General features: G+C 59.8%; 19 protein-coding genes and 1 tRNA gene. 16 read left to right on the top strand and 4 right to left on the bottom strand.

Features of this window, described 5'->3' with window-relative positions:
• Positions 1–55: 55 nt before the first annotated feature.
• Positions 56–1,096: a tRNA (adenosine(37)-N6)-threonylcarbamoyltransferase complex transferase subunit TsaD gene (gene tsaD / locus AC56LW_RS05625; protein ID WP_499503699.1), complete on the bottom strand. Its 1,041-nt coding sequence runs from the start codon at positions 1,094–1,096 to the stop codon at positions 56–58.
• An 89-nt stretch (positions 1,097–1,185) separates the two neighbouring features.
• Positions 1,186–2,247 (bottom strand): 3-deoxy-7-phosphoheptulonate synthase, encoded by a 1,062-nt coding sequence (locus AC56LW_RS05620; protein ID WP_499632548.1) that lies wholly within the window; start codon positions 2,245–2,247, stop codon positions 1,186–1,188.
• Between the two features lie 168 nt (positions 2,248–2,415).
• Here AC56LW_RS05620 and ybiB point away from each other — a divergent pair, with 168 nt between their 5' ends.
• The 10 genes from ybiB to AC56LW_RS05570 all read left to right on the top strand — a co-directional run bounded on the left by ybiB (position 2,416) and on the right by AC56LW_RS05570 (position 13,214).
• The gene (ybiB, locus tag AC56LW_RS05615; protein ID WP_258835593.1) at positions 2,416–3,396 is read left to right on the top strand and encodes a DNA-binding protein YbiB; all 981 of its coding nucleotides are present in this window, start codon (positions 2,416–2,418) and stop codon (positions 3,394–3,396) included.
• A gap of 73 nt (positions 3,397–3,469) precedes the next feature.
• Positions 3,470–4,687: a BaiN/RdsA family NAD(P)/FAD-dependent oxidoreductase gene (locus AC56LW_RS05610; RefSeq protein WP_499632546.1), complete on the top strand. Its 1,218-nt coding sequence runs from the start codon at positions 3,470–3,472 to the stop codon at positions 4,685–4,687.
• A 95-nt stretch (positions 4,688–4,782) separates the two neighbouring features.
• On the top strand, positions 4,783–4,995 hold the full coding sequence (gene rpsU, locus AC56LW_RS05605) for a 30S ribosomal protein S21 (RefSeq protein ID WP_005665410.1): 213 nt from the start codon (positions 4,783–4,785) through the stop codon (positions 4,993–4,995).
• A 127-nt stretch (positions 4,996–5,122) separates the two neighbouring features.
• Positions 5,123–5,572, top strand: coding sequence for a GatB/YqeY domain-containing protein (locus AC56LW_RS05600; RefSeq protein ID WP_183556374.1), 450 nt, complete (start codon positions 5,123–5,125; stop codon positions 5,570–5,572).
• A gap of 121 nt (positions 5,573–5,693) precedes the next feature.
• On the top strand, positions 5,694–7,490 hold the full coding sequence (dnaG, locus tag AC56LW_RS05595; protein ID WP_499632543.1) for a DNA primase: 1,797 nt from the start codon (positions 5,694–5,696) through the stop codon (positions 7,488–7,490).
• Positions 7,491–7,716: 226 nt separating this feature from the next.
• Entirely contained in the window at positions 7,717–9,972 is a 2,256-nt protein-coding gene (gene rpoD / locus AC56LW_RS05590; protein ID WP_499581188.1) for an RNA polymerase sigma factor RpoD, read from the top strand.
• Between the two features lie 113 nt (positions 9,973–10,085).
• Positions 10,086–10,164 (top strand) — tRNA-Ile (locus AC56LW_RS05585).
• A 323-nt stretch (positions 10,165–10,487) separates the two neighbouring features.
• A complete protein-coding gene (locus AC56LW_RS05580) occupies positions 10,488–11,489 on the top strand; it encodes a helix-turn-helix transcriptional regulator (RefSeq protein WP_499632540.1) in 1,002 nt (333 codons plus the stop codon).
• A 474-nt stretch (positions 11,490–11,963) separates the two neighbouring features.
• The gene (locus AC56LW_RS05575) at positions 11,964–12,452 is read left to right on the top strand and encodes a hypothetical protein (protein ID WP_499632537.1); all 489 of its coding nucleotides are present in this window, start codon (positions 11,964–11,966) and stop codon (positions 12,450–12,452) included.
• 9 nt (positions 12,453–12,461) lie between these two features.
• The gene (locus AC56LW_RS05570) at positions 12,462–13,214 is read left to right on the top strand and encodes a zinc metalloprotease (RefSeq protein ID WP_499632534.1); all 753 of its coding nucleotides are present in this window, start codon (positions 12,462–12,464) and stop codon (positions 13,212–13,214) included.
• A gap of 485 nt (positions 13,215–13,699) precedes the next feature.
• Here the strand turns inward: AC56LW_RS05570 and AC56LW_RS05565 are convergent, their stop codons facing one another.
• Complete coding sequence (locus AC56LW_RS05565) at positions 13,700–14,422, bottom strand: lysozyme inhibitor LprI family protein (RefSeq protein ID WP_499632531.1); 723 nt, start codon at positions 14,420–14,422, stop codon at positions 13,700–13,702.
• A 270-nt stretch (positions 14,423–14,692) separates the two neighbouring features.
• Between AC56LW_RS05565 and AC56LW_RS05560 the strand changes: the two genes are divergently transcribed.
• Both AC56LW_RS05560 and AC56LW_RS05555 read left to right on the top strand, forming a co-directional pair.
• Complete coding sequence (locus tag AC56LW_RS05560; protein WP_499632528.1) at positions 14,693–14,980, top strand: RNA-binding protein; 288 nt, start codon at positions 14,693–14,695, stop codon at positions 14,978–14,980.
• A gap of 122 nt (positions 14,981–15,102) precedes the next feature.
• Positions 15,103–16,608, top strand: coding sequence for a DASS family sodium-coupled anion symporter (locus AC56LW_RS05555; RefSeq protein ID WP_499632526.1), 1,506 nt, complete (start codon positions 15,103–15,105; stop codon positions 16,606–16,608).
• A gap of 7 nt (positions 16,609–16,615) precedes the next feature.
• Here the strand turns inward: AC56LW_RS05555 and AC56LW_RS05550 are convergent, their stop codons facing one another.
• Entirely contained in the window at positions 16,616–18,208 is a 1,593-nt protein-coding gene (locus AC56LW_RS05550) for an aspartate:alanine exchanger family transporter (RefSeq protein ID WP_499632523.1), read from the bottom strand.
• A gap of 88 nt (positions 18,209–18,296) precedes the next feature.
• Between AC56LW_RS05550 and AC56LW_RS05545 the strand changes: the two genes are divergently transcribed.
• Genes AC56LW_RS05545 through AC56LW_RS05530 form a run of 4 tightly spaced genes read left to right on the top strand, consistent with a single transcriptional unit; the run spans position 18,297 to position 24,324 of the window.
• Positions 18,297–19,292: a 2-hydroxyacid dehydrogenase gene (locus AC56LW_RS05545; protein WP_499632520.1), complete on the top strand. Its 996-nt coding sequence runs from the start codon at positions 18,297–18,299 to the stop codon at positions 19,290–19,292.
• Complete coding sequence (locus AC56LW_RS05540) at positions 19,289–20,608, top strand: MASE1 domain-containing protein (RefSeq protein ID WP_499632517.1); 1,320 nt, start codon at positions 19,289–19,291, stop codon at positions 20,606–20,608. Before AC56LW_RS05545 ends, AC56LW_RS05540 begins: the two co-directional genes overlap by 4 nt.
• A complete protein-coding gene (locus AC56LW_RS05535) occupies positions 20,601–22,085 on the top strand; it encodes an acyl-CoA-binding protein (RefSeq protein WP_499632514.1) in 1,485 nt (494 codons plus the stop codon). The genes AC56LW_RS05540 and AC56LW_RS05535 overlap by 8 nt, the downstream gene beginning before the upstream one ends.
• Positions 22,086–22,110: 25 nt before the next feature.
• Complete coding sequence (locus tag AC56LW_RS05530) at positions 22,111–24,324, top strand: patatin-like phospholipase family protein (RefSeq protein ID WP_499632511.1); 2,214 nt, start codon at positions 22,111–22,113, stop codon at positions 24,322–24,324.

Genomic DNA, 24,324 nt, shown 5'->3' with positions numbered 1-24,324 from the left:
TCAATGTTGGCGGCAGGCTGTTTCTCGTGATTTAAGGCTGGTTTTGGCGCTGAGTTCAGGCCGCTTCGAGCTCGTCCAGCGGCCAGCGCGGACGCACATTGAAGGCGTAATCGCGCTGTGCCAGCGCCGGGTTGCGCTCGAGACGCATCGCGCCGGCAAACGCGATCATCGCGCCATTGTCGGTGCAAAATTCCAGCTCCGGATAATAGACCTTGAACTTGCGTTTGGCCGCCGCCGCATTGAGCGACGCGCGCAACTGCTTGTTGGCGCCAACGCCGCCCGCGATCACCAGGCGGCTCAAACCCGTGTGCTTCATGGCGCTCACGCACTTGGCGGTGAGCACATCGACAATCGCATCGACAAAGCCGCGCGCGATGTTCGCCTTGTCCTGTTCGGGGATATCCGCAATCACCTTGACGTCGTGGTTCTTGACGACGGTAAGCACCGCTGTCTTCAGGCCCGAAAAGCTGAAGTTGAAATCCTTGCTGTGCAACATCGGTCGCGGCAGTTTATAGGCTGCCGGATCGCCGCGCTCGGCCAGTTGCGAGATCGCCGGGCCACCCGGATAGCCCAGGCCCAGCAGCTTGGCCGATTTGTCGAAGGCTTCGCCGGCCGCATCGTCCAGCGTTTCGCCCAGCAGCGTGTAGCTGCCCACGCCATCGACGCGCATCAGCTGCGTGTGACCGCCCGAGACGAGGAGCGCAATGAATGGAAAGTCCGGGCGTTCCGATGCCAGCAGCGGCGAGAGCAGGTGGCCTTCGAGGTGATGCACGCCCAGCACCGGCTTGTCGAGCGCGAGCGCCAGGCTGCACGCCACCGACGAGCCGACCAGCAGCGCGCCGGCCAGGCCAGGGCCTTGCGTGTAGGCGATGGCGTCAATGTTGGACGCCGGCAGATTGGCGCGCTTGAGTACCTCGTCCAGCAGCGGAATGGCGCGCCGGATATGGTCGCGCGAGGCGAGTTCAGGCACGACGCCACCATATTCTTCGTGCATCGCGACCTGCGAATGCAGGGCGTGGGACAGCAGGCCGCGCTCGGTGTCATACAGAGCAAAGCCGGTTTCATCGCAGGAGGATTCGACGCCGAGAACGATCATGTAAAAAGCCAGGTGGATTGAGCGGAACCGGGCATTCTACCGCAGGGCGGAGGGCGCCGCCGCCCACCCTGCGGATGTTGCGCGATTTGTTATGGACGCTGCAGCAATTCCTTGTGCGCTTCGCGCAGCATGGTTTCGGTTTCTTCCCAGCCGATGCAGCCATCGGTCACCGAGCAGCCATAGACCAGCTGCGACAGGTCGCTCGGAATCGACTGGCTGCCGCTGACGATGTTCGACTCGATCATCACGCCGACCAGCGACTTGTTGCCATGACGGATTTGCTGGATGACGTCGGACATGACGAGCGGCTGCAGTTCCGGCTTCTTGTAGCTGTTGGCATGCGAGCAGTCGACCACCAGGTTGGCCGGCAGCTTGGCCTTGGTCAGCGCCTGTTCGGCAATGGCCACCGAGACTGAATCATAGTTCGGCCGGCCGCCGCCGCCCCGCAGCACGACGTGGCCATAGGCGTTGCCGCTGGTGCGCACGATCGACACGGAGCCCTGGCCATTGATGCCCAGGAACGCATGCGGGTTCGACGACGACAGCACCGCATTGATCGCGATGCTCACGTCGCCATCTGTGCCGTTCTTGAAGCCCACGGGCGTCGACAGGCCGGACGACATTTCGCGGTGCGTCTGCGATTCGGTCGTGCGCGCGCCGATGGCCGTCCAGGCGATCAGGTCGCCCAGGTATTGCGGCGAGATCGGGTCGAGCGCCTCGGTGGCGGTCGGCAAGCCGATTTCGCAGACGTCCAGCAGGAACTGGCGCGCCCGCTCCATGCCGACCTCGACGCGGAACGAATCGTCCATGAACGGGTCATTGATATAGCCCTTCCAGCCGGTGGTCGTGCGTGGCTTTTCAAAGTACACGCGCATCACCAGCACCATCGTCTCGCTCACTTCGTCCTGCAGCGCCTTGAGGCGGCGCGCATAGTCCAGACCGGCTTCCGGGTCATGGATCGAGCACGGGCCCACGACGACGAACAGGCGCTTGTCCTTGCGATCCAGAATATTGCGCAGCGTTTCGCGGCCCTGCATCACGGTGGCATAGGCGCGGTCGTTCAGCGGCAGGGTGGTATGCAGCTCGACCGGCGTTGGCATGCGGGCGAACGAGCTGACGTTGGTATTTTCGATTTGTGGCGTACTGGTCATGATGCGATCTATATTTCTTTTGGGGGATGGATCAGTGTAAGCGGAAATTGCTGTATGTGCACATGCGCGGCCCCAAATGGCAGCGTCGGGCGGCGTCGGGCGGCGTCTCGCTGCGCTCTGCACCCGTGCGTGCTGCCGCAGCGCGACGTTCCCGTGTATCCTTTTGTCATGACTACCGATATCGAACGCTTTGTCGCAGCCCCCTTCATCAAGGAAATCGGCCGCGGCGTGAAAGGGGCGCGTAGCATGACGCGCGACGACGCGCACCGGCTCTACGCGGCCATCCTCGAGGGCCGCGTGTCCGACCTCGAACTGGGCGCCATTTTGCTTGCCATGCGCATCAAGGGCGAGTCGGTCGACGAACTGGCCGGCTTCATGGATGCAGCAAGCGCCGCGTTCACGCCGCTGCCAGCGCCGCGCGGCGAATTCGCGCCGGTATCGATTCCTACCTATAACGGTTCGCGCAAGCTGGCCAACCTGACGCCACTGCTGGCGCTGCTGCTGGCGCGCGAAGGCGTGCCGGTGCTGGTGCATGGCGTGAGCAACGATCCGGGGCGCGTCACCACGGCTGAAATCCTGCACGAACTGGGCGTGACCGACGCGACCACCGGCGCTGAAGTCCATAACGAGTTCGTCCATGGCCGCGTGGCCTTCATGCCGATCGAGCACCTGGCCCCGGAACTGGCGCGCATGCTCGAGTTGCGCCGCGTGCTGGGCGTGCGCAATTCGACGCACACCATTGTCAAGATCCTGCAGCCATTCGACGGCCCGGCGCTGCGCCTGGTCTCGTACACGCACCCTGAATACCTGGTAACGCTGGGCGAATACTTCGAAGGCGTCGACAGTGAAACCCGGGGCGACGCGTTCCTGATGCGCGGCACCGAGGGTGAAACCGTTGCCCACCCGCACCGCGCCCAGCGCATCGACTGGTTCCACGCCGGCCAGCGCGCCCTGCTGGTGGAGCGAGACGCGCCCACCGACGACCTGGCGATCGTGCCCGACGGCCGCGATGCGGCCACCACCGCCGCCTGGATCGGCGCCGCGCTGCGCGGCGAGGTGCCGGTACCGCCATCGATTGCCACGCAGGTGGCGTACTGCGTCGAAGTCTCGCGCAAGATCCGCGCCCGCAGCCTGCCAGTGGCCGAGTAAAGGCCCGCCGCGCCGCTGTTCGCCAATCCGCTACTGCCTTACAATGGCGGGTTGAGCAAAGGTGGTGGCAGGCATGGCAAATCAATTCGATGTGGCGGTAATCGGCGCGGGCGCGGCCGGGATGATGTGCGCGGCCGTGGCGGCACAGGGCGGCAAGCGCGTGGTGCTGGTCGACCACGCGGCCAAGCTGGCCGAAAAGATCCGCATCTCGGGCGGTGGGCGTTGTAACTTCACCAACGTCAACGCCGGGCCGCAGCATTATCTGTCGAACAATCCCCATTTTTGCCGCAGCGCGCTGTCGCGCTACACGGCGCAAGACTTCCTGGCGCTCGTCAAGAAGTATCGAATTGCTCACCACGAAAAGCACCGCGGCCAATTGTTCTGCAACGATTCGGCCGAGCAGATCATCGCGATGCTGCGCGCCGAGTGCGACCTGGGCGGCGTCGAGTGGCGCATGCCATGCAAGGTGGCGGGCGTGCGCAAGACCGATGATGGCTTTGCCATCGAGACCGACGCCGGCGAATTGCTGGTGGGTAGTGTCGTGGTCGCCACGGGCGGCCTGTCGATCCCGAAGATCGGCGCGACCGATCTCGGCTATCGCATCGCCACGCAATTCGACCTGAAACTGATCGAGACCCGTCCGGGCCTGGTGCCGCTGACGTTCGACGGCCCGAGCTGGGAACCGTTCGTGCCGCTGGCGGGCATCGCGCTCGAGGTCGAGGTCAGCACCGGCAGCAGCAAAGGCAAGGGCGCGCGGGGTGGGCACTTCCGTGAAGACTTGCTGTTCACGCACCGCGGCCTGTCTGGTCCGGCGATCCTGCAGATTTCCAGCTACTGGCAGCCGGGCACGCCGATCGTACTGAACCTGTTGCCGGAAATGGACGTGGCCGACACGCTGATCGGCCTGAAGAAAACCGAGAAAAAGCAGCTGGGCAATGTGCTGACACAGTGGCTACCCACGCGCCTGGCCGAAGGCTTGCTCGCGGCCAATGGCTTTGACGCCACGGCGCGCCTGGCTGACATGGCTGACGCGAAACTGCGCGCGCTGGGCGACGCCATCAACCGCTGGGCCATCGTCCCCACCGGCTCGGAAGGCTATCGCAAGGCCGAGGTCACGCTGGGCGGCGTCGATACCAAGGGCCTGTCGCAGCAGACGATGATGGCCAACAATGTTCCCGGCCTGTACTTCATCGGCGAGACGGTCGACGTGACCGGTTGGCTCGGTGGTTACAACTTCCATTGGGCTTGGGCATCGGGCGTGGCAGCCGGTCTGGCAGTGGCAAATAGTTGACGTTTGAAAACACCACTTCGTGATTAAAGCTTCCACTGGACTGCAAACGATGCTAGAATTTCGTTCTTCCCTAAATCCAACGGTTTGATTTTTACATGACCACTATCCGCCTTAAAGAAAACGAGCCGTTCGAAGTCGCCATGCGTCGCTTCAAACGCACCATCGAAAAGACCGGTCTGTTGACGGAACTGCGCGCACGCGAGTTCTACGAAAAACCGACCGCAGAACGCAAGCGCAAGCTGGCAGCAGCAGTGAAGCGTCACTACAAGCGCATCCGCAGCCAGCAACTGCCGAAGAAACTGTACTAAGACAGTTCAGACGGCCAAGACCCGGTGACGGCATTGCCAGTCCCGGCGAGTCGCTGAAGTCCGCAAACCCGCTTCGGTTTCGCCGCAGCGGGTTTTGTCGTTTCACCCTTTTGAATACGGAGATCCCATGAGCTTAAAAGAACAACTGACCGAAGACATGAAAAGCGCCATGCGCGCCAAGGAAACCGGCCGCCTGGCAGCGGTGCGCCTGATCATTTCTGAAGTCAAGCGCAAGGAACTCGACGAGCAGACCCAGCTGGACGATACCCAGGTGCTGGCCGTGATCGAAAAAATGATCAAGCAGCGCAAGGATTCGATCAGCCAGTTTGAAGCCGGCAACCGTCCTGACCTGGCCGACATCGAGAAGGCCGAGATGGTCATCCTGTCGGCGTACATGCCGGCCGGTCTGTCGGATGAAGAAATCGCCGCCGAAGTTGCTGCTGCCGTCGCCGAAACCGGCGCGACCGGCCCGCAAGACATGGGCAAGCTGATGGGCGTGCTCAAGCCGAAGCTGGCTGGCCGCGCCGACATGACCGTGGTCTCCGGCCTGGTCAAGAAAGCCCTGGCTGGCGCGTAAGCGCCATCTGCAACGTGCCGCCCCCATCCGCCTGCGGGCAGGGGCGGCAACTTGTTGCATATCAATTTGCAGCAAGCGCTGCGGTATAGTCTGGCCCTAGACAAACACTGTGTAAGCTCAAGTGATTCCGCAAACTTTCATCACCGATTTGCTCAACCGGGTCGACATTGTCGATATCGTGGGCCGCTACGTCCAGCTCAAGAAGGGCGGGGCGAACTTCATGGGCCTGTGCCCATTTCACAACGAAAAGTCCCCCAGCTTTACCGTCAGCCCAACCAAGCAGTTCTATCACTGCTTCGGCTGTGGCGCCCATGGTACGTCGATCGGCTTTCTGATCGAATACTCGGGCATGGGCTTTGTCGATGCGGTGAAAGACCTGGCCCAGAACGTCGGCATGATCGTGCCCGACGTCGACGACAAGATCCCGCCAGCCCAGCGCGCCGCCCAGCAGGCGCAATCGCTGGCGCTGACCGATGCGCTGACGCAGGCGTGCGCGTTCTACCGCGCCCAGCTGCGCGAAGCACCGGACGCCATCGCGTATCTGAAGAACCGTGGCCTGACCGGCGAAGTGGCGGCTCGCTTCGGCATGGGCTACGCCCCGGCCGGCTGGGACAGCCTGCGCGCTGTGTTCCCCGAGTACGAGGCCCATGTGCTGGTCGAGTCGGGCCTCGTGATCGACAAGGTCGACGAAGAGGGCAACCGCCACAAACGCTATGACCGCTTCCGCGAACGGGTGATGTTCCCGATCCGCAACACCAAAGGCCAGGTCATCGGCTTTGGCGGCCGCGTGCTCGATAACGGCGAACCGAAGTACCTGAATTCGCCCGAAACGCCGCTGTTCCAGAAAGGCCTGGAGCTGTACGGCCTGTTCGAGGCGCGCCAGGCAATCCGCGACGCCGGCTATGTGCTGGTGACCGAAGGCTATATGGACGTCGTCGCCCTGGCCCAGTTGGGCTTCCCGCAAGCGGTGGCCACGCTCGGCACCGCCTGCACCAGTACCCACGTGCAAAAGCTGCTGCGCCAGACTGACGACGTGATCTTCAGCTTCGACGGCGATAAGGCCGGTCGCAAGGCTGCGCGCCGCGCGCTGGAAGCGTGCCTGCCGCAAGTGAGCGACAACAAGACCATCAAGTTCCTGTTCCTGCCGCAAGAGCACGACCCGGACAGCTTCGTGCGCGAGCGCGGCGCCGAAGCCTTCGAACAAGAAATTGCCGATGCGATGCCGCTGTCGCAATTCCTGCTGCGCGAAGTCACGCAAGAGCACGACCTCGATACGCCCGAAGGCCGCGCCAAGTCGCAGTTCGACGCCAAGCCGCTGCTGCAATCGATGACACCGTCGAGCTTGCGCCTGCAGATCGTGCGCGGCCTGGCCAGCATGACGCAATCGACGCCGGCGGAGATCGAAAGCCTGTTCGAGTTGTCCAAGCCAGTGGCCACCGCGCGCCGCGCGCCGCCGCGCCAGGGCCGGCCCGAGCCGGTGGGGCTGGAGCGCAAGATGCTGCGCATCCTGGTTGCGCATCCGCACCTGGCGCTGGAACTCGACGAAGTCGCGCTGAGCGCCTTCGACTATTTTGGTGAAGAGGGCGCGGATCGCCTGCGGCATCTGATCGACACCGCGCAGGCCCTGGGTCCGCACGGCACGTTTGCTGCACTGTCACAACAGTTGCATGAAGTCACTAACGAGTATGATGGCATGATTGCTGAAATTGCCGCCGAACCCGAAAACGAGGTCGATGGCGATCGCATCGTCCTGCTCAGTTCAGTACGCCAAATCAAGATGGATTCGTTACGAGAAGAATTGAACCAGTTGTTTTCTGCCAGCTTGACCCCAGATCAGGTCAGTACTCGCTACCGCGAGATTACTGCTCAGCTGGACCTTCTGGAACGTGAAGCCACCGCGGCCATGGCACCTCGATGAACACTGGCTTTCTCCCCGTGGGCCAAGGCGTTCACGACTGGAAAAAGAAAGGGTGCGTGCTATAATAAAACGCTAACTATTGCAACTGTTGAAACACTTCTTGGTTCAATTGCGTGCGTGGAGTATTAGTTAGCGGGGCATGGATTTGTGCCTGCAGGATGATGAAGGTAACAAAACTTTATTCTTAACCACCGTAAAGTTAGTCGTTGTGACATCGAAAGCGCCTGTGCCAACCAAGAAACCCGAAACCAACGTGGCTGCCACGACCACGAGAACGTCCGCCGCCAAGGCCGACAACGCGCAAGACAAGGCTGAGGTGCGCACGGCGACCTCTGCGCCTGTCAACCAGACGACCGATGCGGCCACGCTTGCCGCCATCGACACGTCGGGCTACGTCTTGCCGTCTGTCAAAGTGCCGGGTCGGCGCGGTCGCAAGCCAAAAGAATTCACCCCTGAAAACGACGAGATCGCCGCGCTGAACGCGGTCGAGCGCGCCGAACTCAAGGCTGCGGACAAGGCCAAGGCCAAGGACCGCAAGGCCAAAGAGAAGGCGCTGCTCAAAGATGCGTTCTCGTCCGATACCGAGGCCAGCGAAGAAGAACTCGAGCTGCGCCGCAGCAAGCTCAAGGCTCTGATCAAGTCAGGCAAGGAGCGCGGCTTCCTCACATACGCCGAGATCAACGACCACCTGCCCGAGAACATCGTCGATCCGGAAGCGATCGAAGGCATCATCGGCACGTTCAACGACATGGGTATCGCGGTCTACGAGCACGCGCCCGATGCTGAGACGCTGCTGCTGTCCGACAATGTCCCGAATGCCACCAGCGACGATGAAGCCGAAGCGGCTGCCGAAGCTGCGCTGTCGACGGTCGACTCCGATTTCGGCCGCACCACCGATCCGGTCCGCATGTACATGCGCGAGATGGGCTCGGTCGAGCTGCTCACGCGCGAAGGCGAAATCGAGATCGCCAAGCGCATCGAAGACGGTCTGAAGGACATGATCCAGGCCATCTCGGCCTGCCCGGTAACGATCGCCGAGATCATCGGCACTGCCGCCAAGATCGACAGCGACGAAATCAAGATCGACGAAATCGTCGACGGCCTGGTCGACCAGGAAGGCGAAGACAACACGCCGCAGGTCGCCGCGCCCGTCGCCAGCGAGTCCGATGAGGACGAAGAAGACGAAGAAGACGCCGAAGGCGAAGAGGAAGAAGAAGAGGCGCCAAGCAACTCCGGCGCCGCCGGCTACTCCGCCGAGCAGCTCGAGGCGCTGAAGGTCACGGCCCTGGCCAAGTTCGCCGAGATCGCCCAGCAATTCGACAAGATGCGCAAGGCGTTCGAAAAGGACGGCTACAACTCGAAAGCCTACGTCAAGGCGCAGGACGCGATCTCCAACGAGCTGCTGGGCATCCGCTTCACGGCCAAGGTCGTGGAAAAGCTGTGCGACACGCTGCGCGGCCAGGTCGACGAAGTGCGCCACATCGAAAAGCAGATCCTCGACGTGGCCGTGAACCGCTGCGGCATGCCGCGCGCTCACTTCATCAAGGTCTTCCCGGGCAATGAGACGAACCTGGAATGGGTGGATGGCGAAGTCAACGCCGGTCACGCCTACAGCGCGATCCTGGGCCGCAACATCCCGACGATCAAGGAACTGCAGCAACGCCTGATCGACCTGCAAGCGCGTGTCGTGCTGCCACTGCCTGACCTGCGCAACATCAACCGCCAGATGGCGGCCGGTGAAATGAAGGCGCGCAAGGCCAAGCGCGAAATGACCGAGGCCAACCTGCGCCTGGTGATTTCGATCGCCAAGAAGTATACGAATCGCGGCCTGCAATTCCTCGACCTGATCCAGGAAGGCAATATCGGCCTGATGAAGGCCGTGGATAAGTTCGAGTACCGCCGCGGCTACAAGTTCTCGACGTACGCAACGTGGTGGATCCGCCAGGCGATCACCCGTTCGATCGCCGACCAGGCGCGCACGATTCGTATTCCGGTGCATATGATCGAGACGATCAACAAGATGAACCGGATCTCACGCCAGATCCTGCAAGAGACCGGCGCCGAGCCCGACCCGGCCACGCTCGCGATCAAGATGGAAATGCCTGAAGATAAAATCCGCAAGATCATGAAAATCGCGAAAGAGCCGATTTCCATGGAAACGCCGATCGGTGACGACGACGATTCGCATCTGGGCGATTTTATCGAAGACAACAACACGCTGGCGCCATCGGACGCCGCGCTGCACGCCTCGATGCGCGGCGTGGTCAAGGATGTGCTCGACTCGCTGACACCACGCGAAGCCAAGGTGCTGCGCATGCGCTTTGGCATCGAGATGTCGACCGACCACACGCTGGAAGAGGTCGGCAAGCAGTTCGACGTCACCCGCGAGCGGATTCGCCAGATCGAAGCGAAGGCGCTGCGCAAACTGCGTCACCCGTCGCGCTCGGACAAGCTCAAGAGCTTCCTCGAGAACAACAGCTGATTGTCGATGCGGGCTTGACGGCCCTGTACTAAAGGCAATATGCTCTCGCCACTTCGCTCATCACGTTCCGATCGATGAGCAGGTGGCGTTTGCTTGCCACTATCCCAGTTTCTGGGCCTCTAGCTCATGCTTGGTTAGAGCAGCGGACTCATAATCCGTTGGTGCCGTGTTCGACTCACGGGAGGCCTACCAAACATTGAAAAGCCGCTGTGTGAATCACAGCGGCTTTTTTATTAGACTTACTTTTGCTCCATCCTCTCAGGATTAATTTTTAAGCAAATAATTTTCCACATGTGAGGTGCTTGATCGAGCGGTCCATTAGCGGTCGGCAGCCTGCATACACTCCAAGCAACACACGCAAAATCGGATGTTGCCTTTTTAACATAAAATTCTGTGCTTGGGTTAATATGTAAACCACAACTACCTACAAACCCATTGAACAGGCTGGGCAATTCCAGTCCAGCCACCGAGGCCGTACGTTCGGCGCATTGCATACCGACTTTCCCTAACGACTAATGGATCCGCATTCCAAGCTGCTGCTAGATATTTACCATTGCGCCGCAGGTGCCAGTGCTGCCGACCTCAACGACTATGTGCTGAGCAGCCTCAAACGGGTGATTGTCTTCGATTCTGCGGCAATTAGTGATTTGGAGTACTCCGAAGAACAAGGTTTTATGATTTCGGCGTTGCATTTGCACAAAGCGCCAGTCGAAAGATTTCTCCAGCGACGGGAGGTGATGGGCGTGGAGAAACTCGATGCAGAAGGGCGGTTGCAAAGCCGCGACGTCGTGCTACAAAATGCCTGCGCACATCGTGGCAGGAGCGTGCGCGCCGACGTGAGCAAGCTGCAGCTCAAAGCCGACATTGCAATGTACACAAGACGTTTTGATACGGCCCATTCACTAACTTTCCTTTCGCCGCGGACGTCGAGCCCGAAGGCCACGATGATCGCGTTATGGCGTGCCACGCAGCGGCATAGCTATGACGACGGTCATACAATTATCGCGGATAATCTGTTTCCACACGTTCTACAGGCACGCCAGATTAATAAACAGCTGGCGCTTGCGACACTTGCCGAACCAGCCAGCACGACGATCGCGCTGTCCGACTTTCACGGTTGCCTGCAATTCATCGAGCCTGCTGCCGTGCAGATGCTCCAGCGCGAATGGTCTGATTGGAGACCGCCTGTGTTGCCACAAAAGTTGACGACCATACTAGGATCGAGCAATCACGCTCTCTATGCAGGATTTGCCGTGCAAGTGAGGGCGGTGCATCAAGCAAATATGCTCTGTCTCCTGATTTCCCTGCGGCGGCCTTTATCCGCCGCGCTCACGGCCGCCGAGCTGCGCGTAGCCCAAATGGCTGTGCAAGGCATGCAGAATAAGGAAATCGCACGTTCTTTGGGTACGTCGCCAGCGACGGTGCGCAATCAATTGCATGCTGTCTATCGTAAACTTGACGTGGGCAGTCGGGGTGGGCTGGTACTTGCGATGCAGGCGATAGTATCCACCGCATAGATCATCTGTTCTATAGGCGAAACTGCTGCTTGTCTTTATTATCAGCACCAAGCGTTTTCGGACAACTAATGCCGCCCCTTTGTCGAGTTCACATTCCGCAGGGCGTTAGATGTATGCATATGAGGTTTTAATCCGACCGTTCCTCCTTTATGTAATGCCAACGGGGATACAGCATCCGGCTAACGTTAGCGCAATAAGAACTCTGCACTACGCAGGGAAGCATGGCAGCCAAATTCCAGTATATCAGCAGCATCGACGGAGAATAAATATTTGAAATCGATAAATCCAGATTTTTTTGCAGTCAGCGCGCTCTCCATTTGCAGCATGGGTGGCGGACGTGCCGCAAGCTTTAAGAAAAATTCTATTTTCCGAAGTATTGATTTCCGGTGGCATGGTACTAAATAATTTTAGTGCTGCGCTCTCTGAACTTTATGAAACTGTGCTAATGCAAGCATTGCCGTATCGAGGGAAAAAATGAAAAGCAGCTTTAAAAGAAAATATCATGCGATCCATAAGCCAGACGGGTCTCTGGAGCTAAAATATTTTGGTAGGCGGGTAAGCTCTATAGCACAGGCTTTAATTTCTATTGTTACCTTGCCTGTTATACTTGTTGGTGTCGTGCGGCTTGCATTAGGACCTACAGGTGGTAACGAAAGTTCCCAGCATCCCTTACTTGCTATCATATTACTTTTAGCATGGATATTTTTTTGTTTTTTTTGGCTTGATAAGAAAGAAAATGTTATTTTACTAAACAAAGATGGCATTGAATTCCGGGGTGGTAAAAAACTTGCGTTCAAGGATGTTAAGAGAACAATGTTGACGACACTATACCGGAGTGGTGGACAATCTTATATTGTTGAATTTGATGCTTTAGGTCAATCGATTCAGATCACTCAAGAAACCCCGGATGAATCTTTAGCAAATTCTATCCTTGAGGAAATTCGTTCATACGCGGCAATTTAAAATAAAAAAATGAAAAAATTCCAGAAATTATTAATTTGCATTCTCTTTTTAGCATTAAGTGCGTGCGGCGGTGGTGGTGGTGGGGATAGTGGCACCAGCAATTCCGGATCTAGCTCGCCTCCAGCAATCGGTCAAGCTAGCGTGCTCACCGATGCACAGATTATTTCTGCTATCAAAGCTACGAATAGTAACTGGGAAGGCTCCAATGGTCACCTCTCCAATGGTCGCCCTGCTGGCATTTGGCGGTGGCCTAATACCCCTGATCAGCGCATCTTTGTGTATCTTCCGGCTGCTAGTAATTCGGTCGAGCAAGAGATGGTAAGAAAGGTGAATGCCGCTATTAGTACCTACAATAGCAAGCTGAGTGCTTACTTTGTTCTTGAGGCAGTTACGGTTATCCCTGCTAGTGGAAATGTGATCCGAGTTGGTTACAATAATTCTTGGATTCCACCAGGTAGCACTGACTATAATAGTTACTGCGCTAATGTATCCGATGTGGCTGGATCTGGTAGCCTTATTAATCCGGATTCTAAAAATAACATTGCAAATCCTGTATATGTAAATCTTGGCAACAATCGCTGCGACGTTACTCAAGAGATTGTTAACCACGAGTTCGCTCACGCACTTGGTTTTAACGTTCACTTTGATTTTTTTGGAAATACGAAATCTCCAGATAATTTCTGGGATGTACTTGCTACTTTGTATGGAAATCCACAGTCAACGCTGGCAGAAAACCTTGTGGTGAAACATGCTGCTAAATAACTTTTAGCCGATTTTTCAAAACGCGGTAGCAAGTCATTGGGTATTTTGTCAGCCAGAAGAGATTAATTATGCTCGAGAAATAACCATCTCGACTCGCGACGAAATTTGAGGTTGTCTGAAAAGGCAATGAAACTAACCGCGAACTGTAGTTGAGGGAACTACCCTGACAACGGAAGCTAATTTTAAATCACGTTGTTCGGATTAATACATGCTCCACTAAAGTAAAGGATTTTCCATCCTTTGTTAACGGGGTTTTTTAGGCTGCAATCTAGGCTACAACTGCGCAGCGTAAAAGATAAAAATCAAAGACTTACGATTTCTGAGGGATTTTTAACTCTTTGATTTAAAACGTATTCCGTTATCTAGTGGATCTCATAATCCGTTGGTGCCGTGTTCGACTCATGGGAGGCCTACCAGTCAAACCAAACGGTTAGCGAGCGCGCTAACCGGTTCGTCTCTCTCCGCTTCCCCCCGCCCACCGGCCTTCAACGTTTCGGCTCAAGCCTGCTGATACGCGCCAGGTAAAGCCTGGTCAGGCACCGTTCCAGCGCAGACTCGCGGGCACACGACGCGCGCGAGTTCAGCCACTGGCGCTGGTCGTTGCGGATATCTTCCCTTTGCCGGGGACCAGCCCCTGCCAGCGCATCCCGATACACAAAATCGAGGCGCCCGTCGAGTTCGGACAGGGCAGGGCTGCGACAGATGGCAGTTTCAATGACGCCGCGCGCCCTGCCGCAGTCGAAGCTCGGGCCATCTGCGTGTGGCGGCAAGGGCTGTTGCATGTTGGATGCGGACTGGTTGATACGTAAGGTGAATGGCACTTGCTTGCCGCGGCGGGCGTCATTGCGCATCAAGTAGACGCTGACCTGGTAGCGGCCGCGCTCGCGCAGTATCGCCTGGAACCGTGGGCCGTCCATGCTGCCGTTGAAGATCGTCGCACCGGAAGGCGCCGCAACATTGAAGTACAGCGAGGCTTGCCCCTTGTGATCCAGGCGCACGGTGGCGTTGCCGCCAGCGGCGCTGTCGAACGTGTAGGCCTGGGTCTGGTAACCCGTGACGGTCCCGCGCACTTCCACCTCGCTTTGGCCGGGAGCGAACCGCAGCGGTACCGGGGGCGCCTCGGGCTGCACTTGCGCCGTCACGGGCGCGACGAAGAAAACCGTGCTCAGAAACACGGGTACGATCCAGCGACGATCCGTTAATTGCATTGATGTCTCCACTATGTGCTGATGGTTAGCCGCAGTTGCATGTATCACTGGCAGCTTGCGCAAGGGCAGTGATTTGATGTCAATTTTGCATGCGTTTTTCATTACAATTAAGACGATATACTTTTTTCGAAATGAGGGAAAGTGTGTTCCGTACACGCATACAATTTTCGGTAGGTTTGTTGAAAAGTCAACTTTCTGCTGCTATATTTGAGCCAATCCGGCTTGAAATTGCAGGGGATTTGGCGAACCAATCACATTGGCGGGGCGTGCATGAAGGTTATCCTGATGGGTCTGCACAACGACGCTTGTGCTGACAACGTGGCATCCGGGCTTGCGCCTTTTTTCCAGGTGCGCAAGGTAGACATGGTTCGCGAAGGCGATCCCGAAAGTCCCTGGGCGATTGTGGAGGTCGATAACTCCTATGAGCATGTATGGGAGGTATGCAATCGTCTGCGGGGTGTATTCCATCGTGGCCGCACATTGCATCTCTACATCCCATTACACCAGGACGATGTGTTCCACGAGATACCGTCGCATGAGCGAATCGACATTCTCTGAGAACGCGCTGTCGGGATGACAGGGTGCGCGAATCGCGTCGCCCCGGCCGGTGCTGGGATCTCGCCAGCAGGTTCGCAGTCTTGTCGACGTGTTTCCAAATTTGACAGGGTAGGAGTAATTCGGTGATATCCAGATTACGCAATGCGCTCCGCTTTTTCGCCACCGTTGTACCTTTCCGGATCGTGCCTGCGGCGATCACTTCGCTCGTTCTTCTGTTGCTCCTGGTGCTCCCCGCACCAACCGGGATCACACCGGACGCATGGACACTGGTCGCGATCTTCCTGACAACCATCGTGGCGATCATCCTGAAGGTGATGCCAATTGGCGTCATGGCGATGATGGCGATCGTGATCGTGGCCCTGGCCCAGGTGACTTCGCCGACGTCGAAAGGGGCAATGGCAGATGCGCTCAGCAGTTTCTCGAGCCCTTTGATCTGGCTGATCGTGGTCGCCATCCTGATTTCGCGCGGGCTGAAAAAAACCGGACTCGGTAACCGTATCGGACTGCAGTTCATTGCCTTGCTTGGCAAGCGCACAATCGGCATCGGCTATGGGTTGACGATATGCGAACTCGTGCTCGCACCTTTCACGCCCAGCAATACAGCACGCGGCGGTGGGATCGTGCATCCGATCATGAAATCGATCGCCAGCGCGTTCGGGTCCGACCCGGCCCAGGGCACCCAAGGCAAGGTCGGCACCTATCTGGCGCTCGTCAATTATCACGCCAACCCGATCACATCGGCCATGTTCCTGACGGCGACCGCACCCAACCCCCTTGTCGTTGATTTTGTCATGCGGGCCAGTGGCGGCAGTTTCCACCTGACCTGGACCACGTGGGCGCTGTGCATGCTGCTGCCCGGGCTCGCCTGTCTGCTGCTGATGCCGCTCGTAATCGCCATGCTGTCACCACCCGAGTTGACGAAGACGCCGGACGCGGTTCGCTATGCACGCACTGAGCTCGACCGAATGGGGCCGCTGTCTCCGAAGGAAAAAGTCATGCTCGGCACGTTTGGATTGCTCCTGGTGCTGTGGGCCAACCTGCCGGCATTCTTCTTCGGACCCGGGTTCACGCTGGATCCGACGGTGGTCGCGTTCGTCGGCCTGTTTGCGCTGATCATCACGGGCACCCTGGACTGGGATGATGTCTTGGCCGAAAAGAGTGCATGGGACACCCTGATCTGGTTCGGCGCACTGGTCATGCTCGCCGAGCAGCTCAACAAGCTTGGCGTGATCGCGTGGGCGTCAGAGTCGATGAAACATGCGATCGTTGCCAGCGGCATGGGATGGCAGGCCGCCGGCGCCGTGTTACTGCTTGCCTTCGTGTTTTCGCATTATTTGTTTGCCAGTACCACGGCGCATATCAGCGCAATGATGTTGGCCTTCATGACGGTCGGCGCCCAGTTGCTGCCAGCAGAATTTCTGATTCCGTTCCTGCTGATGATGACGGCCGGATCGGCCATCATGATGACGCTGACCCACTATGCGACTGGCACCTCGCCCATCATCTTTGGCAGCGGGTACGTGACGATGGGGGTCTGGTGGCGTGTCGGCTTTGTCATGTGCGTCCTGGAGCTGCTCGTGTTCGCAACGTTGGGCATGGTGTGGTGGAAGTTGCTCGGTTATTGGTGAGCGCGTGTCACGAACTCCAGACGCCGACCAATTGCACCAGTAGTATCTTCAGCATCGTCATCGAAGGAAAGATCATCGCGTACCCGATGTCGGGCCGATCCGTAGGTGCGATCCTGTTGGCAAAGGCGAGGATCGCAGGATTGCCTGTTGCGCCCGCAACGATGCCGGTCACGCTGTCGAACGGCAGCTTGAAGGCCAGCAAGGCGATGGCCATGGTTACCATCACCAGCAACGACACGATGGCGCTCCCGAGCAACAGGTAAAGCAGCCCGTTCTGTGCGATCGTTGCTGCGAAGGTGGCCCCCGAAGACAGTCCCACCACGGCCAGGAACAAGGTCAGGCCAAAATTGCGCAGCACGAGATTCGCCGACACTGGCATTACCCAATGAAAAGGGCCAGTCTTGCGCTGCCAGCCCAGCAACAATGCGACCAGCAGCAGCCCGGCAAATCCGAACGATGCCTGGCCCAGCACGGGCAGTGGCCAGTGAATCGCGCCGAAGCCCAGGCCCAGCGTGACGCCCACGCCAATGCCGATGTAGCTGACCTCGCCTGTGCTGCGGATCGAATCGCCAAAGAGTTTGCGCAGCGCAGGAAAACTCGATCGGGGGGCCAGGACACCGATGCGGTCACCTGCTTCAAGAATTCGACCGGAGTCGATCGGCAGATCCGCATCGCCGCGCCGCAGATGCAGGATGCGGGCGTGCAGATCTTCCGGAATCACCAGATCCGACAGGCCGGTACCAATGATCGCGGGACTGGAAATGAAGAAGCGCTCGTAATCCAGATCGCTTCGATCACGCAGCATCCTGCCTGGGTCGGCATGGCCGAAACGCGTTGCTGCGTCGTTCAGGACGGATTGGTCGATGCCGGTGACCAGCAGCACATCGCCCGCTTCGATGCAGGCCATGTCGTCAGCCACGAGGTTGCGGTGCCCGCGCCGGATGGCGACGATGTTGATGCCTTCCGGCAGGCGTGCTGCGGCCTCGCGCAGCGTCATGCCATACACGCTGAACTCGTCGACATCGATCTCCAGTACATGCAAGGCAGCAGCGGCGCGCACTGGAATGGCGGGCTTCCTGAACGCGTTGTAGAGTCCAAGCAAAAGAATCGGTATCGCGACGCCGAGAGGGTACGCAACGGAATAGCCGGTGGTGGGGCCGCTGCCGAATGACGACAGCGCCGCTTGCAGCGCCGCTGTGCTGGTGCCGGCGCCGGCGAATGCGCCAAGCGCCTCGCCCAGGCCAATTGCCGGCAGCCAGTGGACAAAGGCCAGTGTCAGTGCCAGCGCGCAAACCACCGCAACGGTTGCGGCAATATTTGCCCTGACGCCATCCGCGCTGGTCAGGCCGCGCCAGAATTGGGCCCCGTATGCAATGCCGACGCCATACAGGAACAGCAGCAAGCCCAGGTTGCCCAGGAGCGGCGGCAGCGACAAGGTTGGCACGGCAGCCCCAATCGCGAGCCCGACGAACAACACGGCACCCGAACCGAGAGCGAAGCCTTTGACGTTGATGGCGCCGAGCATATAGCCCACCGCGATCGTGAGGAACAGCACCAGCAATGGTTGGCTGGAAAGAAAATGGCTGACGTCCACTTGCATCGGCGACCTTCCCAATTTTGTTGATTGGATTTATTGTAATGGAGGTAAGTGTCACCGGGTACACCAACATTTATTGAAAGGAGGCTTCATGAGGACGGCGGTGTTCAGCGCAAGGCGCTACGACAAGACGATGCTGACAGCTGCAAACGCAACGGCTGGGCATGAATTGTTATTTATCGAGGACAGGCTCACCGTTGACACTGCGGTACTGGCGGCAGGCTGCGAAGCAGTGTGCGTCTTCGTCAACGACAACGTCGATGCCGAGGTCCTGGATAGGCTGTCTCGTCAGGGAACACGGCTGGTCGCCACCCGGTCCACCGGCTACAACCAGATCGACGTCGCCGCAGCCAGGCGCAACGGGATTGCCGTCGTGCGGGTCACGGACTACTCGCCGCATTCGGTGGCGGAGTTCGCGGTCGGCTTGTTGTTGGCAGTCAACCGCAAGATCGCGCGCGCCAGCATGCGCACCCGCGAGGGCAACTTCGATCTCGATGGCCTGATGGGCTTTGATTTGCATGGAAAGACTGTCGGTGTCATTGGCACCGGGAAAATTGGCACGATCTTCGGTCGCATCATGGCGGGCTTCGGTTGCGTCGTCCTTGGCAGTGACCGTCAGGAAAACGCCGCATTCCAGGCGTTCGGCGGCCGTTACGTCCCCCTTGATGCGTTGCATGCGTCGAGCGACGTCGTATCGCTGCATTGTCCGCTGACACCCGAGACACATCATATTGTCAACGCCCGCTCGCTGGCACAGTCCAAGCGCGGCAGCATACTGATCAACACCAGCCGCGGCGGCCTGGTCGATACCGAAGCTGCGAGCGAGGCGCTCAAGACCGGTCAACTCGGCGGGCTGGCGATCGACGTGTATGAACAGGAAGCGAATCTGTTCTTCCAGGATTTATCGTCGACCATCATTTGCGATGACGTCATCCAGCGCCTTGTTTCGTTCCCCAACGTGATTGTCACCGGCCATCAGGCATTCTTCACGGTGGAGGCCATCCGCCAGATCATGCAGACCACCATCGACAGTATCTCCGCATTCGAACACGGGGCCGCGCTGGTCAACCAGGTACCGTCGCCATGAAATTACACAATACCGGGGGACATCCGGGCGAGCAATCGGCCATGCGTCAGGTCACGCGCGCGGTCGTTGCCGGTGCGCTGTGGCTGCTGGCTGCCGGCGTGTCGTCGGGATTGGCCCACGCAGCCACGCAGAATGTGCCGGTCTGGTTGAGCAGCGGCGTCACGTTTGCTGCATTGCTGTGCGCAGCGCGTGGTCAATGGCTGGCGCCGTTGGCCGGGGTCGCGTTGGCTTCCGTCATCTGGGATGTCTCGGCGAACGGACTCGGATTCCAGTACGCCGTCATGTTTGCGCTGCTCGAGATCCTGAGCGTCTCGCTGGGCGTGTGGATTGCCTCTCATGGCAGCTCGGCGACGCGCAAGCTTGGCGGAACTGGTTTTCAGCTGGGCGGCATGGCAGTTTCTGCAGTGGTCAGCGCTACGCTGCGCAGCGCAATCTGGGACTGGCTGGGGACGGTCGGCGATTTCTCGGCCATGTGGCATGGCGCGCTGTTGTCGTCTTTCACGGGGCTGCTACTGGTCGTGCCGATGGTCCTCGCCTGGTGCGATTTCCGCCCACGCCGTTCCGGCGGCCTGCCGATGGCGCAATTCGTGGGCGGCGCCCTGGCGTTCGGTGTGTTCGCCATGACGGCGATGGCCGTATTCGGCGGCAGCGCACCGGAACGCTGGGGAAGCGTCGCGGCAACGCTGGCCTATCTGCCGATGCCGTTCCTGTTGCTTGCCTGCGCACTCTGGGGCCGGCGTGGCGGTACGCTTGCCATGCTGCTGGGCGCCTTGCTGGTGATCGGTCATACCGCCCGGGACACGGGACCGTTCGCCGTCAGTGAATCCTTCCCCGGCGAATTATTGCTGGAAGTGCAGGGGTTCGTGATCGCCTGGGCCGTCCTGTTGATGGTGCTGCATGCGCTGTCTGAGGGCCATCGCCTTGCCTGGCGTACATCCCGGGATCAGCAACTGCGCCACGATCGGATTCTTGGCGCAGTGGGCGCTGCCGGCGTCGAATACGATGCGACCAGCGGCGATGCAATCTGGACAGATGGAGCCGCCATGGTGCTGAACACGAACGCGCCACTCGCAGCCAATGTCAGCGCCTGGTTTGACGTCGTCGACCCATCCGAGCGCCAGCTGGCATCAGCGGCGTGGGAAGCGGTTGCGAAAGGCAGATGCGCGGCCAGCGAGCAGACCTATACCGTCCGCCTGCCAGGCGCCCCGGTGCAAATCGTCCGGGAACGTCTCGCTGCGATACACGGCCGGGAAGGGCGCGTCGATCAGGTGGTCGCGCTGCTCACCCTGGCGCACACGGAGCCGCCCGATGCGTGAGCCGGCAGTTTTTCTCATTCATGGCCTGGGAGGCACGCAGTATGATCTCGGTTCGCTGCACAAGCACCTGAAAAATGCCGGTTTCGTCACCTATTCAATCACGCTGCCCGGCCACGGGGGACAGCCCGCCGACCTGATCGGCGTACGGGCCGAGGACTGGCTGGAGGCGGTCCGCGCGAAGTACCGCGAGATCGTCGCCGCCCACGACGTGGTGCATGTGATGGGCATGTGCATGGGATCATTGCTAGCCGTTGAAACCTGCAAACGCGAGCAGCACCGCAGCGGCCGGCTGATCGCGCTGGCGCCGCCCGTGTTCATCGATGGATGGTCCACCCCGTGGTACCGCGAGCTGCGGCGCCTGGTGTACTGGGTGCCGGCGCTGGCCGAACGCATGAGAGTCGACGAGGAAGAGCCTTACGGCATCAAGAACGACCAGTTGCGTGCGATCGTGCGCGCAAAGTTCGAGCGTGGCGATGCGTTTGCGTATAGCTGGGTACCCCTGGCGTGCATCCGCGAAGTCGACCGGCTGCGGCGCTTCGTCATGCGCGGACTGGAGCGCATCGCTTGCCCGACCCTCGTGATCCACGCACGGGAGGATGAGCTCACCAGCCTGCGCTCGGCCACCTATCTGGTCGAACACATCGGTGCAGGCAAGCGCGCGGGCCTGGCCCGCATGGTGATTCTCGAGAACAGCTACCACCTGATCTGCGTCGACAATGACAAGGAGCTGGTGGCGAGCCGCATTCTGGAATTTCTCGGTTGCAGCACGCTGGCCACCGTGGGCACCCATGACGACCCGCACATGTCGCACGACGACATCAGCGCGCTGGTAGCCAGTGCATGCGCCGATCTCGAGCGTGGCGATTTCGCGTCGCTGTTCGGGCGCGGCATCCCGGATTTCGCCTGGTATCAGCCCGGGACCAACCGCAGCAGTGGCGTGTTCAGGGGGACCAAGGGAATGCAGCGTCTGCTGGACTGGGCCGGCGGCAGCAGCGTGGTGTTCAATGCCTTCGGGACGCCCGTGGTCAATGCCGGCATGGCGATCCTGCCGACGACGCTGCATGCAGGAGGGATCGCCTCACATGGCCGGCTGGTCTTCACGATGGTCAGCGGGCGCCTGCTGGACGCGCGCTGGTTTCCCGAAGACGAAGCGCTCGAAGACAATTACTTCGGTGGCGTGCCGGTCTCTGATGGCCCGACCGAAACGGAAAAGGCGTTCGCGAATGCTGCTGCATTGTCGAGAACGCTGCAAGTGGCGCTCGACGAAGACACGTTGCTGCATCTGTATGCGCTCTACAAGCAGGGAAGTGTCGGTGACGTCACCGAGGCGCGGCCGGGAGCGCTCGATGTCGTCGGACGGACCAAATACGACCGCTGGGCAGCGCAAAAAGGCCAGTCACGTGAACAAGCGATGGGAGAATATGTCGCACTGGTGCAGCGTCTCAAGGACGCGGATACGCAACAGGGAGAGGCGTGATGCACAGATTGCAGCGGGAGAGCACATGAAGTGCATGGTGGCCCTGCTGCTTGCGTATCTTGCTGGGGCATGCCTGCCGCACACATCGTTCGCCGCTCAGGAGCCGCTCGCGAAACGGCCGACGGTCGCGCTGGTCCTGTCAGGTGGCGGTGCGCGCGGCGGTGCGCACGTCGGCGTACTCAAGGTCATGGAAGCGCTGCGCGTGCCGGTCGATATCGTGGTCGGCACCAGTGCTGGCGCGATCGTGGGGGCAGCCTACGCGAGCGGCATGCCGATCGCCGACATCGAGCGCGAAATGCATGCGCTCAACACCGCCAGCCTGTTCCATGATGTAGACCGGCAGGTATCCTCCATCGACCGCAAAGACGAGATCGACAGTGGCCTGATCGGTCCCGAAATCGGGGTGGGTGCACAGGGTGTGTCGTTGCCCCGGGGGGCGATTGCCGGCATTGCGCTCGAAGGCGTCCTGCGGCGCTTGACGAGCCGGCAGCCGTCCGGCTCTTTCGACGATCTCCCGATCCGCTTCCGTGCCGTGGCGACCGATGCCGCCACTGGCGAGATGGTCGTCCTCGGCCAGGGCAGTCTTGCCCAGGCGGTGCGCGCCAGCATGGCCGTACCGGCTGTGATCAGTCCGGTCGAAATCGACGGCAGGCTCCTGGTGGATGGCGGAATGTCGCGCAACCTCCCGGTCGATATTGCGCGCGAGCTTGGCGCTGACGTCATTATCGCCGTCAACATCGGGACACCCTTGCTGCGCCGTGACGAGCTGCGCTCCGTCTTGTCGATGTCGGATCAGGTCATGCGCATGCTGGCTGCCGCGAATCTTCGTGTTTCGCTCAAGGAGCTGCGTGCCGGCGATGTGCTCATCACGCCCCAGCTGGGTGCGCTACGGGCAGCCAACTTCGACCAACTCGAGCGGGCAATTGCCGTCGGCGAGGAGGCGGGCAATGCAGCGGCGGGCAAGTTGAGTGCGCTGGCGCTGGCACCCGCCGACTATGCCGCGTGGTTGGCCCGTTCCGTGAATGCCGGGCCGGCATGCTGCGACGTGGTCAGCGAGGTGCGGATAGAAGGCGCCAGCCACGTGTCCGAACCCGCGCTGCTGGCGATGATGGAAACCCGGGAAGGGGCGCAGGTGGATCCGGCAACGGTCGAGCGCGATATGCGGCGGCTGTACGCACGCGGGGATTTTGAACACGTCGCCTACACGTTCGACGATCTTCCCACGGGTGGCAAGCGCATGACCGCGACTCTGGCAGAAAAGTCCTGGGGGCCCCATTTCCTGCGCTTCGGTCTTGGCTTGTCCACCGACTTCGAAGGAAATTCCTTTTTCTCGTTGCGGGCAAGCCATCGCCGGACCTGGCTGAACGACCTGGGTGCGCAGTGGCGCAATAGCCTCGAGATCGGCCATTCGGATCGGCTCCGGACAGAGTGGCTGCAGCCGTTGACGGCAACGCAGCGGTTTTTCGCCAGCGCTTACGCACATGGTGCGCGCACGCCGCTCGATATCTACGCCGACGGCGAACGCCTGGCCCGCTATCGCCGCCAGTCGGCCGGCATCGGTGTCGATCTTGGCATGGAGCTGGCGCAGTGGGGCGAAGTTCGCCTCGGCATCGAGCGCGGACAAGTCAAGCTGCTCAACGACACCAGCTTCATCCCGGCGTCGCTCCTGCGTGCACCGCAGCAAACGGGGTCGCTGATGCTGCGCCTGCGCGCGGACACGCTCGACCATCCGTCGTTTCCCCGCTCGGGCGTGCAGGCAAATTTGTTGCTGACGCGTTCGCGCAAGGCATTGGGCGCGGATGAAAACTTCGACAAGGCAAATTTTTCGGGGAAAAGTGCTGTTTCCAATGACCCGCATTCGGTGGTCGCAGCAGTGGAGATCCAGCGCGCGATCGGCCGTGTACCGCTGCCAGCTACTGAACTGATCGCATCCGGCGGTTTCCTGCGCATGTCCGGCTTGCGGACCGGAGAACTTCTCGGAAGCGAGCTCGGCTTTGCTCGGCTCACGTACAACTATCGCTTGTCCGATTCGGGTTTGCTGGACGGCGTCTATCTCGGCGTATCCGCCGAACTGGGGCGCGTGAGCGGCACCATCGACCTGCCGGAAGGCAGCCGCACTGTCCGCAGCAACGCGCTCTACATGGCGTTCGGGACACCGCTCGGCCCCCTGTATCTTGGCGCAGGCCGCACCGGTGGCGGCCAGCAGGCCTTGTATCTCCTGATCGGCAATAATCCCTGA

It is taken from the genome of Telluria sp. LT2P80, assembly GCF_059685955.1.
Note: the sequence above shows the minus strand (reverse complement) of the source record. Positions and strands in the feature narration are given on the sequence as shown.